Annotated in this window: 14 protein-coding genes; 8 read left to right on the forward strand and 6 right to left on the reverse strand. The window is 59.9% G+C overall.

All coding sequences use genetic code 11. The annotated features are described in order from the left end of the window. Positions 1–745 precede the first annotated feature (745 nt). Genes cysN through ACQZ48_RS05835 form a run of 3 tightly spaced genes read right to left on the reverse strand, consistent with a single transcriptional unit; the run spans position 746 to position 4008 of the window. Positions 746–2230: a sulfate adenylyltransferase subunit CysN gene (gene cysN, locus ACQZ48_RS05825; protein ID WP_137409908.1), complete on the reverse strand. Its 1485-nt coding sequence runs from the start codon at positions 2228–2230 to the stop codon at positions 746–748. After that, a complete protein-coding gene (cysD, locus tag ACQZ48_RS05830) occupies positions 2230–3183 on the reverse strand; it encodes a sulfate adenylyltransferase subunit CysD (RefSeq protein ID WP_077982773.1) in 954 nt (317 codons plus the stop codon). Before cysD ends, cysN begins: the two co-directional genes overlap by 1 nt. A gap of 27 nt (positions 3184–3210) precedes the next feature. Beyond that, positions 3211–4008: a phosphoadenylyl-sulfate reductase gene (locus ACQZ48_RS05835; protein WP_191216981.1), complete on the reverse strand. Its 798-nt coding sequence runs from the start codon at positions 4006–4008 to the stop codon at positions 3211–3213. A 204-nt stretch (positions 4009–4212) separates the two neighbouring features. Here ACQZ48_RS05835 and ACQZ48_RS05840 point away from each other — a divergent pair, with 204 nt between their 5' ends. From ACQZ48_RS05840 to ACQZ48_RS05860, 5 genes are all read left to right on the forward strand, one after another. Beyond that, a complete protein-coding gene (locus tag ACQZ48_RS05840) occupies positions 4213–4653 on the forward strand; it encodes an RrF2 family transcriptional regulator (RefSeq protein WP_191216980.1) in 441 nt (146 codons plus the stop codon). A gap of 243 nt (positions 4654–4896) precedes the next feature. After that, the gene (locus tag ACQZ48_RS05845) at positions 4897–5922 is read left to right on the forward strand and encodes a sulfate ABC transporter substrate-binding protein (protein WP_191216979.1); all 1026 of its coding nucleotides are present in this window, start codon (positions 4897–4899) and stop codon (positions 5920–5922) included. Positions 5923–6115: 193 nt separating this feature from the next. Then, entirely contained in the window at positions 6116–6973 is an 858-nt protein-coding gene (gene cysT / locus ACQZ48_RS05850; RefSeq protein WP_142912378.1) for a sulfate ABC transporter permease subunit CysT, read from the forward strand. After that, complete coding sequence (cysW, locus tag ACQZ48_RS05855) at positions 6966–7838, forward strand: sulfate ABC transporter permease subunit CysW (RefSeq protein ID WP_137409912.1); 873 nt, start codon at positions 6966–6968, stop codon at positions 7836–7838. The genes cysT and cysW overlap by 8 nt, the downstream gene beginning before the upstream one ends. Before the next feature lie 11 nt (positions 7839–7849). Further along, positions 7850–8890, forward strand: a complete 1041-nt coding sequence (locus ACQZ48_RS05860) for a sulfate/molybdate ABC transporter ATP-binding protein (RefSeq protein ID WP_142912379.1) — start codon at positions 7850–7852, stop codon at positions 8888–8890. Positions 8891–9270: 380 nt separating this feature from the next. Here ACQZ48_RS05860 and ACQZ48_RS05865 read toward each other — a convergent pair whose 3' ends face one another. The 3 genes from ACQZ48_RS05865 to ACQZ48_RS05875 all read right to left on the reverse strand — a co-directional run bounded on the left by ACQZ48_RS05865 (position 9271) and on the right by ACQZ48_RS05875 (position 12594). Continuing rightward, the gene (locus ACQZ48_RS05865; RefSeq protein WP_170985453.1) at positions 9271–10284 is read right to left on the reverse strand and encodes an NAD(P)H-quinone oxidoreductase; all 1014 of its coding nucleotides are present in this window, start codon (positions 10282–10284) and stop codon (positions 9271–9273) included. An 87-nt stretch (positions 10285–10371) separates the two neighbouring features. After that, complete coding sequence (locus tag ACQZ48_RS05870; protein ID WP_448728662.1) at positions 10372–12174, reverse strand: GGDEF domain-containing protein; 1803 nt, start codon at positions 12172–12174, stop codon at positions 10372–10374. A 183-nt stretch (positions 12175–12357) separates the two neighbouring features. Beyond that, positions 12358–12594: a ribbon-helix-helix domain-containing protein gene (locus ACQZ48_RS05875; protein WP_077982768.1), complete on the reverse strand. Its 237-nt coding sequence runs from the start codon at positions 12592–12594 to the stop codon at positions 12358–12360. A gap of 363 nt (positions 12595–12957) precedes the next feature. Here ACQZ48_RS05875 and betI point away from each other — a divergent pair, with 363 nt between their 5' ends. The 3 genes from betI (at position 12958) to betA (ending at position 16938) form a co-directional block, all read left to right on the forward strand. Beyond that, positions 12958–13578, forward strand: a complete 621-nt coding sequence (gene betI / locus ACQZ48_RS05880; protein WP_077983026.1) for a transcriptional regulator BetI — start codon at positions 12958–12960, stop codon at positions 13576–13578. An 11-nt stretch (positions 13579–13589) separates the two neighbouring features. Beyond that, entirely contained in the window at positions 13590–15071 is a 1482-nt protein-coding gene (gene betB / locus ACQZ48_RS05885; RefSeq protein WP_448728663.1) for a betaine-aldehyde dehydrogenase, read from the forward strand. A 217-nt stretch (positions 15072–15288) separates the two neighbouring features. Then, a complete protein-coding gene (gene betA / locus ACQZ48_RS05890) occupies positions 15289–16938 on the forward strand; it encodes a choline dehydrogenase (protein ID WP_448728664.1) in 1650 nt (549 codons plus the stop codon). Position 16939: the final 1 nt, after the last annotated feature.

Raw genomic sequence — 16939 nt, forward strand, 5'->3', positions numbered from 1 at the left:
GCTTGCAACTCATCCCGAAACTTCCAAGATCGAAATCTCGCACAGAAACCGGGCTGTCAAAAGCCGCGCCGGTTGGACTGCATTCGCCGCTTACTTCTCGAAATCCGGGCGCAGGTGCGAATAAGCGCCTTCAAAAAATAGGGATGGACCGCTTCGGCGGGCTTTTGGTGTCGCCACGCGGCATACCAGCAAAAGAGGCCCGTCGCTCCGCCAAGCGCCAGGCCTCAATGTCGCGGCCTGTTTCAGGGGACGCGCGACAGGAACCGTCTTAGAAGTCTCAATTCTTCTTCACAATCCAAGAAGTTATCCCTCACCGTCATGGGCCCTGAGTTTCAGGGGCCTCGTCGCGATCAACTTATCGCGATCAAAAAAGAGGCCCGCTGCTTTTTCAAACAACGAGCCTCTGTTGGGCCGCTTGGCGGAGCGACCGCATGCAAATTCGCCTTTCGTGCATGAACGTCGAATGAACAAACAGCTTTTTCTGCCGCCGAGAAACAACCCGTAAAAATCAGGAGAGCGGCATGGATCGGAAAGCCGCCTCAGTCGTTATTCAACCATACAACAATGGAGGATAACATGCTGAAGGGTATTGCATTGTGGGCTATGGGCGTTCCGATCTTCGTGATCATTCTGCTTTATATGTTCGTGTTTTAAGCCAATCCGCATTCTCTGACGCGGAAAAGGCCCTGAAACGAAAAAGGCGACCGCGTTGACGGTCGCCTTTTGTTTGTTTGAGGGGGGTGTGTCAGCCCAGATCGCCGATCAGCCGCGCGGCCGTTGCGCCGTCGGTGCGGCGGATGTCGATCTCGTCGCGGTGCTTGGCGAGGAGCTCGCTGGCCAGCAGTTTTTCCGCAAGATCGGCGGGCAGTGAGAGAATGACCCGGTCGCCCTGTTCTTCCGACGCACCGACACTGCGTTTGCCGGCGATCATGCCGCCCGCGACCGTGTTGTTGGTGTCGGGATCGATCAGGATGAAGGAACCGGTCGCGCGGTTCTGTTCATAGGGATCGAAGATCGCCGTCTCATCGAAGGAAAGCCGCACCTTGCCGATGGCGTTCATCGGGAGTGCGGTTTCATGCGCCTGCCATTCGCCTTCCTTCAGGTTCAGCTGGCTGACGGGCTGCACGCTGACGCGCTGGCGGCGGCTGCCGCTTTTGAGCCAATAGCGCTTGCCCGCTTCGATGCCGCCGGGCTGCAAGGCCACGATCTGTGCGTCGAAGGCAAGGCCCGTCTGTGGCTGCGCCTCGATGGAAACGATCATGTCGCCGCGCGAGACGTCCACCTGACGGTCGAGGACGAGCGTGACCGCATCGCCCGCCACGGCGGCATTGCGCACCAGATCGAAGGTAACGATCTGCTTGACGTTGGCGACCATGCCGGAAGGCAGGACGACGACGCTGTCGCCCGGCTTCACCGAACCGCCGGCAACCGTACCCTGATAGCCACGGAAGCTTTCACCCGGCCGCGAGACGCGCTGCACCGGAAGGCGGAAGCCGCCGGACTGCGCGGAGCGAACGGTGGCCAACTCCAGCGTTTCCACCAGCGTCGGGCCTTCATACCAGGGCATGGCGGCCTTGCCGGAGAGAACGACGTTTTCACCCTTCAGCGCCGACATCGGAATGGCGGTGATCTGCTTGATACCGAGGTTGGAGGCGAAATCGCGGAACTCGTGGGCGATCAATTCGAAACCGGCCTTGTCGTAATTCGTCAGGTCGATCTTGTTGACGGCCAGCACGAATTGCCGGATGCCCATCAGCGCCGCGATGGTGGCGTGGCGGCGGGTCTGTTCCAGAATGCCGGTGCGGGCATCGACGAGCAGCACGGCAAGATCGGCGGTGGAAGCGCCGGTCGCCATGTTGCGGGTATATTGCTCATGGCCGGGCGTGTCGGCGACGATGAAGGCGCGCCGGTCGGTTGCGAAATAACGATAGGCGACATCGATGGTGATGCCCTGTTCGCGCTCGGCCTGCAAACCGTCGAGCAGCAGGGCAAAATCGGGCAGGCCGAGATCGTTCTGCTTGCCGCTGTCGCGGTGCAGCGTGGCGGCCTGGTCTTCCTTGACGGCCTTGGTGTCCCAGAGAAGACGACCGATCAGGGTCGATTTGCCGTCATCGACGCTGCCGCAGGTGATGAGGCGAAGCGGACGCGTGTCGCGTGCCGCCTTCGAATGTTCGGCAAACGGCAGAATGGTGGCGGAAGAGGAGGGGGTGTTAGCAGCTGCAGCGCTCATCAGAAATACCCCTCGCGCTTCTTCTTCTCCATGGAACCGGACTGGTCGCGGTCAATCGCACGGCCCTGTCGTTCGGAAACGGTGGCGATTTCGAGTTCCGCGATCACCTCCTGAAGCGTCGCCGCTTCGGAACGGATCGCACCGGTGAGCGGGAAGCAGCCGAGCGTGCGGAAGCGGATCGAACCATGCTTGATCTCTTCGCCGGGCAGAAGCTCCAGACGCTCGTCTTCGGCAAGGATCATCATGCCGTCGCGTTCAACATAGGGACGCTCGGCGGCGTAATAGAGCGGCACCAGCGGAATGTTTTCTGCCTCGATGTAACGCCAGATATCCACTTCGGTCCAGTTGGAGAGCGGGAAGGCGCGCACGCTTTCGCCCTTGCGGACCATGCCGTTATAGATGTTCCACAATTCCGGGCGCTGGTTGCGCGGGTCCCATTTATGGTCAGGCGTGCGGAAGGAATAGATGCGCTCCTTGGCGCGGCTCGCTTCCTCGTCACGGCGTGCGCCGCCAAAGGCTGCGTCGAACTGGCCGGCGTCGAGAGCCTGACGCAGCGCCTCGGTCTTCATGATGTCGGTGTAAAGCGCCGAACCATGGGTGAAGGGCGTCACGTTTTCACTCGCACCGCGCGGGTTGGTGTAGGAGATCAGGTCAAGATCATATTCCTTGACGATCTTGTCGCGGAATTCGATCATTTCCTTGAACTTCCAGCCCGTATTGACGTGCAACAGCGGGAAGGGCACGCGGCCGGGGAAGAAAGCCTTGCGCGCGAGATGCAGCAGCACGGAACTATCCTTGCCGATGGAATAGAGCATCACGGGATTATCGAATTCGGCGGCGACTTCGCGGAAAATATGAATAGCTTCGTTTTCAAGCGCCTTCAGATGGGGATCGAGCGGCGGCTTGGATGCGACAGTATTCTTGCTGTCCGTCTCGTGGACTGCGTTGGACATTGTGAACTCCGGAAATGGTCTGAATGATTATCGTTGCGGGATGGCGGAAACGGCGGGTGTCTGCTCCGCACCGGCGACATGAAGACCGCATTCGCGCTTCTCGTCGTTTTCCCACCACCATCGTCCGGCGCGCTCAGGCTCGCCGGGCTTGATGGCGCGCGTACAGGGCTCGCAGCCGATGGAGGGGTAACCGCGCTGATGCAACGGATTGACGGGGATATTTTCAGAAGCGACATGCGCGCGAATGAGGTCGATATCCCAGTCAGCCAGCGGATTGATCTTGATGAGATTGCGATCCGCGTCGAATTCGGCAAATGGCGTCGTGGCGCGATTGCCCGACTGTCCGCGACGGAGGCCGGTGATCCAGAAGGCGGCGCCTTCCAGCGCCTTGCCAAGCGGGATCAGCTTTCTGACATGACAGCAGGCGTGACGGGCTTCGACGCTTTCGTAAAAACCGTTCAGGCCGTATTTTTTGGCATAGGCGTCGATATCGTCCTGCTCCGGTCGGAACCGGCGGATTTCGATGCCGAAACGCTCTTCGGTTTCGTCGATGAGATCGACAGTTTCCTTGAACAGCCGGCCGGTTTCCAGCGTCACGACGTCGATCGGCAGGCGGTGCGTGCCGATGGCGGCCGTAATGACCTGATCCTCGATGCCGAGGCTGGTGGTGAACACCGCCCGCCCGCCAAGGCCGGCGATAAACGAAAGCCGACCCGAAAGATCGAGCCCGGCAAGCGTGGCGTCGAGAGAAGCGGCATCGGCGGAGGCATTTGCTGAATTGATCGTCGCTGAATTGATCGTCATTGTCACGTCCGGGATTTCCATGGCCGATTATTGTTGAAATCCGGCTATGCGAACAGAAATGACAGTCTTTGTGCGCTGCACTTCAGAGCAAAAATGCCTCACGCGCACGATCTATGAGCAAAAGATGCCCGTTCACCTTCTTTGCAGCTTGGATTTGAATTGTGACAACTTCTGCGCTAAGCGGGAATTGCCGGGTATCCGGGCTTGTGGTCTACTGGTTTTACGATGATTTCGCAGAAGGCAAAATACGCGCTGAGGGCGCTTCTTTCGCTGGCCAAGGCCGACGGCGCCTGTCCTGTGCAGATTTCCGACATTGCCCGCGAACAGGCCATTCCGAAAAAGTTTCTGGAACAGATCCTGCTCGAAATGAAGAAGGAACGCCTGGTCGAAAGCCGGCGCGGCAAGCAGGGTGGTTATCTTCTGGCGCGCCCGGCATCGGACATCACCTTCGGCGAAGTGCTGCGCCTCATCGACGGGCCGCTTGCGCCCTTGCCCTGCCTGTCGCAGACCGCCTATCGCCGCTGCGAGGATTGCGACGGCGAAAAGCAGTGCGAAATCCGCCACGTCTTCGCCCGCGTGGCCGACGCCACCCGCAACATTCTTTTCAACACCACCATCGCCGATGCCGTGGCGGGGGTGGATGTGCCCGAGCTTTTGACGGCCTGACGAAAAAATCGTCTAAAACCCCATAATATTTTCGCGCCAGCGCAAAAAATCATCAAAAATGTGAAACGCTTTTGCATTCAGCAAAGTTTTACACGACGCTTGTTGCGCCTTTCGCTTACGCTGCGCTGTTTTTGTTGCCCGGAAAAACGCTCTCGGGAAACAGTTTTTCGATCGTATTCGGCCTCATTGACCAACTCTACCCAACCGGTAGAGTTAAGCCGTCGCAATCAGGAGGGAATACCGATGTCCAAGCTTCTGTCCGGTTTGAGCGTTGTGGCGCTCGGCCTTTCACTGGCGCTTGGCGGCGCTGGCTCGGCCGCTGCGCAGACCAAGCTGCTCAACGTGTCCTACGACCCGACCCGTGAACTCTACAAGGATTTCAACGAAGCCTTCGCCAAGAAGTGGAAGGCCGACACCGGCGAGGATATCACCATCCAGCAGTCGCATGGCGGCTCCGGCAAGCAGGCCCGTTCGGTTATCGATGGTCTGGAAGCCGACGTGGTGACGCTGGCGCTGCAGAGCGATATCGACGCCATCGTTCAGAACTCCGGCAAGATCAACAAGGACTGGCGCACCCGCCTGCCGCATAATTCCTCGCCTTACACCTCCACCATCGTCTTCCTCGTGCGCAAGGGTAACCCCAAGGGCATCCATAACTGGGGCGATCTGGTGAAGGGCGATGTGCAGATCGTGACGCCGAACCCAAAGACCTCTGGCGGCGCGCGCTGGAACTACCTGGCGGCCTGGGCCTGGGCGAACGAAGAGTTCAAGGGCGACAAGGACAAGATCGAGGCCTATGTCGGCGAGCTTTACAAGCGCGCCCCGGTTCTTGATACCGGTGCCCGTGGCTCCACGGTGACCTTCGCACAGCGCCAGATCGGCGACGTGCTGCTCGCCTGGGAAAACGAAGCCTATCTCGCCGGTCAGGAATTCGGCGCTGACGCTTTCGATATCGTCGTGCCGCCGATCTCGATCCTTGCGGAACCGCCGGTCGCCGTGGTTGACGCCAATGTCGATGCCAAGGGCACCCGGAAGGTGGCAGAAGCCTATCTGCAATATCTCTATTCCGACGAGGGCCAGAATATTGCGGCGAAACACTTCTACCGCCCGTCCAATCCCACTGCGGTTTCCAAGGATCTGCTCAAGCAGCTGCCCGAGATCAAGCTCGTCACCATTGACGACCCGCAGTTTGGCGGTTGGGCGAAGGCGCAGCCTGAACATTTCGGTGACGGCGGCATCTTCGACCAGATTTACAAGCCCGCCAAGTAAGCGGATGATGGGGTGAAACGTCGTCATCCGTCCGCGGGGACAAGGCGATGAAAGCCTGATCGACCGGACCCCGTGCCGGTCGATAATTTGTAATGGACGCCGGGAATACCGGGTCCCATAGGGCATCTTCAGGACAACCGACCCCGGTTTCTGTCCTGAAAATAAAATAGAACAAAGTTTATCCGGAGCCTTGATGAGCAATAATACATCCGGAAACAGGTGGAAATGGCGGCAGTCGAGCGTCATACCGGGCTTCGGCCTGACGTTTGGTTACACCGTGACCTATCTGTTTCTCATCATTCTTATTCCGCTGGGCGGTCTCATATGGTCCACGGCGAAACTCGGTTTTTCAGATTTCATTGCAATCGCCACGGATAGCCGCACGCTGAATGCGCTGCGTGTCAGTTTCGGCACGGCATTTCTTGCCGCGCTGGTCAACGCCGTCTTCGGCGTCATCGTCGCCTGGGTGCTGACGCGATATCGCTTCCCCGGTCGCCGCTTTGTGGACGCCATCGTCGATCTGCCCTTCGCCCTGCCGACGGCGGTGGCGGGCATCGCGCTCACCACGCTATATGCTAACAGAGGCTGGGTCGGCTCGCTGTTCGAACCCTTCGGCATCAAGATCGCGTTTACGCCGACCGGTATCGTCATTGCGCTGATCTTCATCGGCCTGCCCTTCGTGGTCCGCACCGTGCAGCCTGTCATGGAGGAGATCGACCGGCAGGTGGAGGAGGTGGCGGCAACGCTTGGCGCCAATCGTTTTCAGACTATCAGCCGCGTTCTTTTGCCGAGCCTCACGCCCGCCATCCTCACGGGTTTCGCGCTCGCCTTTGCGCGCGGCGTTGGGGAATACGGCTCGGTCATCTTCATCGCCGGCAATATTCCCTACGTCTCGGAAATCGCGCCGCTCCTCATCGTCATCCGGCTGGAGGAGTTCAACTATGCGGCCGCGACGGGCATTGCCACCATCATGCTGATCATCTCCTTCGCCATGCTGTTCCTCATCAATCTCATTCAGGCCTGGAGCCGCAGGAGGTACGGTTATGTCTGAGACCGTTTCCCGCACATCCCCCCGGCCGTTCCGCGATCCCGCCAGCGAGAGCCTTCCCGCCCGGCTGGCGTTGATTGCTATAGCCTTCCTGTTCCTTGCGGCTTTTCTCGTGCTGCCGCTGGTCTCGGTCTTCTTCGAAGCCTTCCGCAAGGGCGCAGACGCCTTCTGGGAGGCGATTGTCGAACCCGACGCACTCTCCGCCATCCGCTTGACGCTGCTCGTCGCGGCCATTTCCGTGCCGGTTAACCTGATCTTCGGGGTGATGGCCGCCTGGGCGATCGCGAAATTCGAGTTCAAGGGCAAGGCGTTCCTGATCACGCTGATCGACTTGCCGTTCTCGATCTCGCCGGTGATCTCAGGTCTGGTCTATGTCATCCTGTTCTCGTCCCACAGCGTGCTTGGTCCATGGCTGAAGAGTTACGGCATAGAAATCCTCTTCGCCGTGCCCGGCATCGTGCTCGCCACCATCTTCGTCACCTTTCCCTTCGTCGCGCGCGAACTTATCCCATTGATGCAGGATCAGGGCAATGGCGATGAGGAGGCGGCGATTTCGCTCGGCGCCTCCGGCTGGCAGACCTTCTGGTACGTCACGCTGCCCAATATCAAATGGGGTCTGCTCTACGGCGTTCTGCTCTGCAACGCCCGCGCCATGGGGGAGTTCGGCGCCGTCTCTGTGGTGTCAGGCCATATTCGCGGCGAGACCAACACCATGCCGCTGCATGTCGAGATACTCTATAATGAGTACAATATCGGCGCGGCCTTTGCTGTGGCGACGCTGCTCGCCGGTCTGGCGCTGGTGACGCTCGTTCTCAAAACCATTCTCGAACTACGCTTTGGCGCGGGCAACGCAGCCGGCAAGCATTGAAAGGCATCTTCATGGAAGTGAAAGTCTCCGGCATCACCAAGCAGTTCGACCGCTTTCCGGCGCTGAACGACGTGTCGCTCGACATTCGTTCCGGCGAGCTGATCGCGCTGCTCGGTCCTTCCGGTTCCGGCAAGACGACGCTTTTGCGTCTTATCGCCGGTCTCGATCAGCCGACGACCGGCCAGATTTTCTTCGGCGACGAGGATGCCTCGCACCGCACGGTGCAGGAGCGCAATGTCGGTTTCGTGTTCCAGCATTACGCCCTGTTCCGCCACATGACGGTGGCCGACAATATCGCCTTCGGTCTCAAGGTACGCCCCTCCGCCACGCGTCCGCCGAATGCGGAAATCCGCAGGCGTGTCTCCGAACTTCTCGACATGGTGCATCTCTCCGGCCTTGAGAAGCGTTACCCCTCGCAGCTTTCCGGCGGTCAGCGTCAGCGCGTGGCGCTCGCCCGCGCCGTCGCCATCGAGCCGAAGGTCTTGCTTCTCGACGAGCCCTTCGGCGCGCTGGACGCCAAGGTGCGCAAGGAGCTGCGCCGCTGGCTGCGCGAGTTCCACGACCGTACCGGCCACACCACTGTCTTCGTCACCCACGATCAGGAAGAGGCGCTGGAACTGGCTGACCGCGTCGTCGTCATGAGCCAGGGCAAGATCGAGCAGGTCGGCACGGCGGATGATGTCTATGACACGCCCAACTCCCCCTTCGTCTTCTCCTTCATCGGCGAATCCTCCAACCTGCCGGTGGCGATCCGCGACGGCCACGTGCTGTTCCAGGGCGAAAGCATCGGCATCGACGAGAACGGCACAGGCGAGGGCGAGCTTTTCTTCCGTCCGGAAGATGTGGTGTTGACTGAGGAGAAGGACGCGCTTTACGGCAAGGTCACCACCTGTCGCCGCCTCGCGGGCGCCCGCATCGCCGAAATCGACATCGCCAATAACGGCCACGAGCCCTATCACCTCGAAATCGAAGTGCCGCTTAACGCCGCCGTGGCCGTGGGCGCGCAACTGCGCTTCCGCCCGACGCGGTGGAAGGTGTTCGGGAAGAAATAAGGGAGACGTGACCGCAGTTGGCAGTTGATGATTTCAACTGCGGTGAACTGCGATGTGATTAAGGAGATTTTCTCGTCGCGAGAGAACCGCACCGGCACTCGAGGCGCAGATCTCCCCAATACTCAAAGCAATACGCAGAAACGGAAAAGGGCCGCCGAAGCGACCCTTCCATGAGTTTGGTCCTGTTTACAGACCCGGGACTGTTTCTCAACGTTCCGAAGGCAAAGAAGTTTACGCCGAGGGCTGCCCCGTCGCAAAACCACCCTTTCCATTGCCTGCACCAGAGACCGAAATCTCACTAGACATTGGATCACCTCCTTCCGATACGTTGAACATAATTAGAAGGTAGTACGATTCGTCAGTAATGCAAGGGGCACTCGTCACGACACCTTCATCACGATCTTGCCGATATGGCTGCTGCTTTCCATCAGCCGGTGCGCTTCCGCGACCTCGTCCAGCGTGAAGACCCGGTTGATGACAGGTGACAACTGACCGCTTTCGATGAGCGGCCAGACCTCTCCGACAAGCTCGTCGCGGATGGCGCGCTTCTCGTCGGCGGTGCGGGGCCGCATGGTGGAGCCTGTGACGGTGAGGCGTTTGACCATGATAGGCCGCAGGTCGACCTTCTCGGCTGTCGCACCACCCAGAAAAGCGATGATGGAAAGGCAACCATCCTTGGCGAGTGCCGCAAGGTTCTTTTCGAAATAGGCCGCACCGATCATGTCGAGAACGACATCGACGCCCTTGCCGCCGGTTTCGGATTTCACGACCTCGGCGAAATCCTCCTCGCGGTAATTGATCGCGCGCTTAGCGCCGAGCTTCACGCAGGCCTCGCATTTTTCCGCTGAGCCCGCCGTTGTATAAACCTCCGCGCCAAAGGCTTTCGCAAGCTGGATCGCCGTCGTGCCGATGCCGCTGGTGCCGCCGTGGATGAGCACGGTCTCACCCTCCGTCAGGCCAGCCATCTGGAAGAGATTGGCCCAGACGGTGAAGAAGGTTTCCGGTAGCGCGGCCGCTTTGACGGCATCGTAGCCCTTGGGGAAGGGCAGAGCTTGCCCGGCGGGAACGGCGCAAAATTCGGCGTAACCGCCGCCATTGGCGAGCGCGCAGACCTTGTCGCCTGGCTTGAATTCGGTGACGCCTTCACCCAGCGCAACCACCTCGCCGGCGATTTCCAGCCCGAGAATCGGGCTTGCACCTTTTGGCGGCGGATAGATGCCCTGCCTTTGCGCGACGTCGGGACGGTTGACCCCAGCCGCCTCGACCTTCACCAATATCTCGCCCTTGGCGGGTTTCGGTAAAGGCGCTTTTGAAGACTGCATCACTTCCGGGCCGCCATGGGACGGCAGGTCGATGAAGCGCATTGTTTCGGGCAGGGTCTTGGTGTCGGACATGGGCAGGGGCAACTCCTCACTTGTCGGCCTCACCCGAAGATGTAGGTCAGATGTGTGCTCGTGGGAAGAAGGCCGTTTGTCGCGACGTCAATTTGCCTCGCCGAAGACCCTGACGACGAGACCGCCTTCGTTCTCTTTCGCTGCCGCCTTGACGCTGGCAATCTCGCTGCCGATCCGCTCGGGATTGGCGATGATCGATCCCTTCGGCAAGGTGAGAACGCCGATGGAGCAGCGCAGCAGCGCAAAATCCCGTTCATTGCCGTTGCGGTCCTGGCCCTTCATGCAGCCGGCGGCACGGTCTTCGTCGGAATAGAGCCCGGCGACGTCGTCGTGGAAATCGCTGAGCAGCCGCTCGAGGATTTCCGTCAATTCCTCCACACACCAGTCACGCACGCCGATGAAAAAATCGTCGCCGCCAATATGACCAAGGAAGCAGTCGCCAGCGAAGAAGTAACGCCGCATCAGCGCTGAAAACAGGGTGATGGCGTGGTCACCGGCGTTGAAACCGTATTTGTCGTTGAAGGGTTTGAAATTATCGAAGTCGCAATAGCAGAAGAAGCGCGTCTCGTCGCCGTCGCTGCAGCGGTCGGTAATGAAGCCGCCAATCGCGCGGTTGCCGGGCAGCGCCGTCAGCGGGTTCTGGTCCTGCGCCATCTTCAGCTGTTTTTCATTGATGACCTTGATGAGCGAAGCGGCGGAAACGATGCCGGCATAACGCATGTTTTCGGTGAGGATGATGCAGGCGCTGCCGCCCATGCTGGCGAACATGTTCATCAACTGGTCCGCGTCGGCATCGAGGCCGACGATCGGTGCGGGGTCGACGAAATGGGAAATGGTGCGCTCATAAATCTTGTTCTTGAGCAGGTCACGGCCAAAGGGCCGGTAGATATATTCCTTGAGGTGATATTCGTTGATGACGCCGCGCGGTTCGCCATTGGCGTTGAGAACCGGGAAGAAGGCCTGCTGCGGATTTCTGCGGAACAGCTCGAAGACGCTATCGACGCTGTCATGTTCGAATACGGTGGGAAGGCGTTCTATTTCCCGGCGGATCAGAATCTCGTCCAGCGTCTGGCTGTTGCGCCGCGCCACGCCCATGCGGTTGAGGTGCGGAAAACTTTCGGGCAATTCGCTGGTGAAGACCGTCGGTCTGGCGATCAGCCAGCCCTGCACCAGATCGACGCCGAATTCGCGGCAGGTCAAAAACTCCGCCTCGGTTTCGATACCTTCCGCAATGACCCTGACGCCGAGAATATGAGCGATATTGACGATGTTGCGCACAAGGTGCTGCTTGCGCGGCAATTGGTCGACGCCGGTGATGAAATGCCGGTCGATCTTCAGGTAATCCAGCGGGAAGTCGCAGAGCAGCTTCATCTCTCCATGGCCGGCGCCGAAATCGTCGATCGCCAGCTTGAAGCCTTCCTTGCGCATGCGGGCGATCAGCGCCGTGAATTCCGGCACGCTGGTATTGTCGAAACGTTCGGAAAGCTCGAAGCAGATCGAGGAGGCCGGTATGCCCGCCCGCGCCAGATAGCCGACGAGCTTGTCCAAAATGGCGTCGCCATGCGGGATCAGCCGCACATCGAGATTGAGGAAAAGCGTGGCGGAGGAGAAGTCGGGCAGCGTGGAGAATTTCGCGAGCGCGCGGCTTGCCAGCATCTGCTCGAAGGCCTTCAACTCGCCATCTGCGGCAGCCTGGTCGAGAAGCGCCAGCGGACTGGAAAAACCGAGCCGGTCATGGCCGCGCATCAGCGATTCATAACCGAAGATCGTGCCTGTCGTCGCCTCGACAATCGGCTGAAACGCCGTTTCAAGCACCAGTTTCGCCATGGGAAACATGTGCCCGGAGGCAAAACGTCTTATGACATCGTTCTCCAGCGTGACGGCCTGCATTTCTATTTCTCCGCTGTTGCCGGTCCCTTTGGTGGCGCGCCGTATGGAATGCGCCATCGGGAACCCGTCTCTTTTGCGGCGAACAATCGCAGATTACAGGTCAACAAAAGCTTTCACGACTGTGAAGCTTTGATGAACGTTTTGTTACAACCCTTTCAATATGGAAGGTTGTTACGCCGGGCCTTATGCCCGGCGGATATGCCCGGTGTGTGCGGCATAAAGTTCCGCAACATTCATGCGTTCCCGGTCCGCTTCGACAGGTTCGGTCGACGTTGCGCCGACGCCATGTTCGGCGGAGGCCGCCCATAGTCTCAGCGCTGCCCTGACGACCTCGCTGCCGGATGCGTAAGCGCCGCAATTCACGGCCTCGCGCATTCTTGCTGCCTGTTCCGGGGAAATCGACACTGTCACCATTGGCATGATATCACTCCCTTCTTTAAACACTGCGAACGGTCTTTCGATGTATGGGATCGGGTGCCGTCGTGGTCTATGGCGGGCGTTTTTATCGTCTTTCGTCTGGCGCCGCTTCCAGCGAAATTTATATCGCCATCAATATTAGCACGAAACGCGTTCCATTCCCAATTCGCAGTAAATCACGGTTTAGTTTTTCCCGCGTGAGCCGGGCGGCGGCGTGGCTCGCCATGCTTGGCGGATGAGCGGCAACCTAAAGCTCCCCGGCGGCGGAAAATATGATCTATCGCAAATCAGCGACAAAAAATGGCGCGTTTTTTATTGATTGATTGATCAATCAAGAATATTTTGCCCGCCATCAAGGAGACGCTTATGCCCAAGATCGGAATGGAGCCTTTGCGCCGCAAGGCGCTGGTGGATGCGGCACTGCGCACCATAGGTCACCATGGTTCGCTGAATGTGACAATGTCCGACATCGCCCGGGAAGCGGGCGTGTCGGCGGCCCTTGCGCATCATTATTTCGGCAGCAAGCAGCAGCTGCTTCTGGAAACCATTCGCAGCCTGCTGCGCGATCTGAGGCGTGATGCCGTGGCGGCATTGATCCGCGCCTCCGGTCCGCGCGAAAAGCTGAGCGCCATCGTGCATGTTTCCTTCCAGAGCGACCAGTTCACGCCGGAAACGGTGGCGGCGTGGCTTGCCTTTTATGTCGAGGCGCAGCGCTCGGAAGAAACCCGCCGCCTGCTGGTCCTTTATTCCCGCCGCCTGCGCTCCAACCTCATGGCGAGCCTCAACCGGCTCTGCCCGCCCGATGATGCCGCGCGCATTGCGGAAGGGGCGGCGGCGCTGATCGACGGGCTTTATATCAGGCACAGCCTGCGTTCCGCGCCGCTCGGCCTCGCTTCCGCGCCGGCGCTCGTCGAGGACTATTTCGACACGCAGCTCAAATCTTTTCCCGATGGACAGCGCGCCAAGCCGTCCGTCCGTATTCTCTAGGAGACTTCGACATGACCATCGCCACGCCGTTCAGGGCGCAGCCGAAAGCCTCGCATTTCATCGACGGCGATTATGTCGAAGATAATACCGGCACGCCGTTCGACAGCGTCTTTCCCGCAACCGGCGAGATCATCGCCCGGCTTCACGCAGCAACGCCGGCGATTGTCGAGCGTGCCATCGCCTCGGCCAAGCGCGCCCAAAAGGAATGGGCGGCGATGAGCCCCCTGGCGCGCGGCCGCATCCTCAAACGCGCCGCCGATATCATGCGCGAACGCAACGATGCGCTTTCCACGCTGGAAACGCTGGATACCGGCAAACCCATTCAGGAAACCATCGTCGCCGACCCGACCTCGGGTGCGGATGCCTTCGAATTTTTCGGCGGCATCGCGCCTTCGGCTCTGAATGGCGATTACATCCCCCTCGGTGGCGATTTCGCCTATACCAAGCGCGTGCCGCTCGGCGTCTGCGTTGGCATTGGCGCGTGGAACTATCCGCAGCAGATCGCCTGCTGGAAGGCCGCGCCTGCGCTGGTCGCCGGCAACGCCATGGTCTTCAAGCCCTCGGAAAACACCCCGCTTGGCGCCTTGAAGATCGCCGAAATCCTCATCGAAGCCGGTCTGCCAAAGGGCCTGTTCAACGTCATTCAGGGGGATCGCGACACCGGGCCGCTGCTCGTCAACCACCCGGATGTCGCCAAGGTTTCGCTCACCGGCTCAGTCCCGACCGGCCGCAAGGTGGCTGCCGCCGCCGCCGGGCATCTGAAACATGTGACGATGGAACTCGGCGGCAAGTCGCCGATGATCGTTTTCGACGATGCCGATATTGAAAGCGCTGTCGGTGGGGCCATGCTCGGCAATTTCTATTCGTCCGGCCAGGTCTGCTCCAACGGCACCCGCGTTTTCGTGCAGAAAAAGGCGAAGGAACGTTTCCTCGAAAACCTGAAAAAGCGCACTGAGGCGATGATCCTTGGCGACCCCTTGGATTACGCCACCCATCTCGGCCCGCTGGTCTCCAAGGCCCAGCAGGAGAAAGTGCTTTCCTATATCGAAAAGGGCAAGGCGGAAGGCGCGACCCTCATCACCGGCGGCGGCATTCCCAACAATGTCGCGGGCGAGGGCGCCTATGTTCAGCCGACCGTGTTTGCCGATGTCACCGACGACATGACCATTGCCCGTGAAGAAATCTTCGGCCCAGTCATGTGCGTGCTGGATTTTGACGACGAGGAAGAGGTTCTCGCCCGCGCCAACGCCACCGAGTTCGGGCTGGCCGGCGGCGTCTTCACCGCTGATCTCGCCCGCGCTCACCGTGTGGTGGATCAGCTGGAGGCGGGGACGCTGTGGATCAACACGTACAATCTCTGCCCGGTGGAAATTCCCTTCGGCGGCTCGAAACAATCCGGCTTCGGACGCGAGAATTCGGCGGCGGCGCTGGAGCATTATAGCGAGTTGAAGACGGTTTACGTGAGCACGGGGAAGGTGGACGCGCCTTATTGATGGGGCGGTGCGTGGGGCTTCACCCCCCTCTGCCCTGCCGGGCATCTCCCCCTCAAGGGGGGAGATCGGCAAGCGGCGCCACCACCACTTCATTCGCTAGCGTTGAGATGGGCGCGACCTCGCCGCAGATCGATCTCCCCCCTTGAGGGGGAGATGTCCGGCAGGACAGAGGGGGTGAAGCCACAGGCGCAGATGTTCATTCTGGAGATGTTTCGAAATGCAAGCAGATTACGTCATCGTCGGCTCCGGTTCCGCAGGCTCCGCCATCGCCTATCGCCTGTCGGAAGATGGCCGCTATTCCGTCATCGTCATCGAGGCGGGTGGTTCCGATTTCGGACCCTTCATCCAGATGCCGGCGGCTCTCGCCTGGCCGATGAGCATGAAGCGCTACAATTGGGGTTATCTCTCGGAGCCTGAGCCGAGGCTGAACAATCGCCGCATCACCGCCCCGCGTGGAAAAGTCATCGGCGGCTCGTCCTCCATCAACGGCCTTGTTTACGTGCGCGGCCATGCGGAGGATTTCAATCGCTGGGAAGAGCTTGGCGCGCATGGCTGGGCCTATGCGGATGTGCTGCCTTATTTCAAGCGCATGGAGCACAGCCATGGCGGTGAGGAGGGCTGGCGTGGTACGGAAGGGCCGCTGCATGTACAGCGCGGGCCGGTCAACAATCCGCTGTTTCACGCCTTCATTCAGGCGGGCGCTGAGGCCGGTTTTGAACTGACCGATGACTATAACGGCTCCAAGCAGGAAGGTTTCGGCCTGATGGAGCAGACGATTCACAATGGTCGCCGCTGGTCCGCCGCCAACGCCTATCTGAAACCGGCGCTGAAGCGCGGCAACGTCACGCTGGTCAATGGTTTTGCCCGCAAGATCGTCATCGAGAATGGCCGTGCCGTCGGCGTCGAGATCGAGCGCAGGGGCGTGGTGGAAACCGTCAAGGCCGGTCGTGAAGTCATCGTGTCCGCATCCTCCTTCAATTCGCCGAAACTGCTGATGTTGTCGGGCATCGGCCCTGCCGCGCATCTGAAAGACATGGGCATCGAGGTGAAGGCGGATCGCCCCGGTGTCGGCGCCAATCTTCAGGACCACATGGAGTTTTATTTCCAGCAGGTCTCCACCAAGCCGGTCTCGCTTTATTCATGGTTGCCATGGTTCTGGCAGGGCGTAGCCGGTGCGCAATGGTTGTTGTCGAAAGGCGGGCTCGGCGCCTCCAACCAGTTCGAGGCCTGCGCCTTCCTGCGCTCCGCGCCCGGCCTGAAACAGCCTGATATCCAATATCATTTTCTGCCCGTCGCGATTTCGTATGACGGCAAGGCGGCAGCGAAAAGCCATGGTTTCCAGGCGCATGTGGGTTACAACCTGTCGAAATCGCGCGGCAATGTCACGCTTCGCTCCGCCGATCCGACGGATGATCCGGTCATTCGTTTCAACTATATGAGCCATCCCGAAGACTGGGAGAAATTCCGCCATTGCGTGCGCCTGACCCGCGAGATTTTCGGCCAGAAAGCCTTTGACGATTTTCGCGGGCCAGAAATCCAGCCGGGTGAAAACATTGAGACGGACGAACAGATCGACGCCTTTTTGCGCGAGCATCTGGAAAGCGCCTATCACCCCTGCGGCACATGCCGGATGGGCGACAGGAACGACCCGATGGCGGTCGTCGATCCCGAATGCCGGGTGATCGGGGTGGAGGGCTTGAGGGTGGCGGACAGCTCGATCTTCCCGCACGTGACGTACGGCAACCTCAACGGCCCCTCGATCATGACGGGCGAAAAAGCCGCTGATCATATTCTCGGCAAAACCCCGCTGCCCCGCTCCAATCAGGAGCCGTGGGCGAACCCGCGTGCGGCCGTCAGCGACCGGTGAG

It is taken from the genome of Agrobacterium sp. 22-209-1, from assembly GCF_053522485.1.

Coding starts and splice junctions, on each gene's coding strand:
- cysN (WP_137409908.1), bottom strand. CDS start 2,230: ATGAGCGCTGCAGCTGCTAACACCCCCTCCTCTTCCGCCACCATTCTG.
- cysD (WP_077982773.1), bottom strand. CDS start 3,183: ATGTCCAACGCAGTCCACGAGACGGACAGCAAGAATACTGTCGCATCC.
- ACQZ48_RS05835 (WP_191216981.1), bottom strand. CDS start 4,008: ATGGAAATCCCGGACGTGACAATGACGATCAATTCAGCGACGATCAAT.
- ACQZ48_RS05840 (WP_191216980.1), top strand. CDS start 4,213: ATGATTTCGCAGAAGGCAAAATACGCGCTGAGGGCGCTTCTTTCGCTG.
- ACQZ48_RS05845 (WP_191216979.1), top strand. CDS start 4,897: ATGTCCAAGCTTCTGTCCGGTTTGAGCGTTGTGGCGCTCGGCCTTTCA.
- cysT (WP_142912378.1), top strand. CDS start 6,116: ATGAGCAATAATACATCCGGAAACAGGTGGAAATGGCGGCAGTCGAGC.
- cysW (WP_137409912.1), top strand. CDS start 6,966: ATGTCTGAGACCGTTTCCCGCACATCCCCCCGGCCGTTCCGCGATCCC.
- ACQZ48_RS05860 (WP_142912379.1), top strand. CDS start 7,850: ATGGAAGTGAAAGTCTCCGGCATCACCAAGCAGTTCGACCGCTTTCCG.
- ACQZ48_RS05865 (WP_170985453.1), bottom strand. CDS start 10,284: ATGTCCGACACCAAGACCCTGCCCGAAACAATGCGCTTCATCGACCTG.
- ACQZ48_RS05870 (WP_448728662.1), bottom strand. CDS start 12,174: ATGCAGGCCGTCACGCTGGAGAACGATGTCATAAGACGTTTTGCCTCC.
- ACQZ48_RS05875 (WP_077982768.1), bottom strand. CDS start 12,594: ATGCCAATGGTGACAGTGTCGATTTCCCCGGAACAGGCAGCAAGAATG.
- betI (WP_077983026.1), top strand. CDS start 12,958: ATGCCCAAGATCGGAATGGAGCCTTTGCGCCGCAAGGCGCTGGTGGAT.
- betB (WP_448728663.1), top strand. CDS start 13,590: ATGACCATCGCCACGCCGTTCAGGGCGCAGCCGAAAGCCTCGCATTTC.
- betA (WP_448728664.1), top strand. CDS start 15,289: ATGCAAGCAGATTACGTCATCGTCGGCTCCGGTTCCGCAGGCTCCGCC.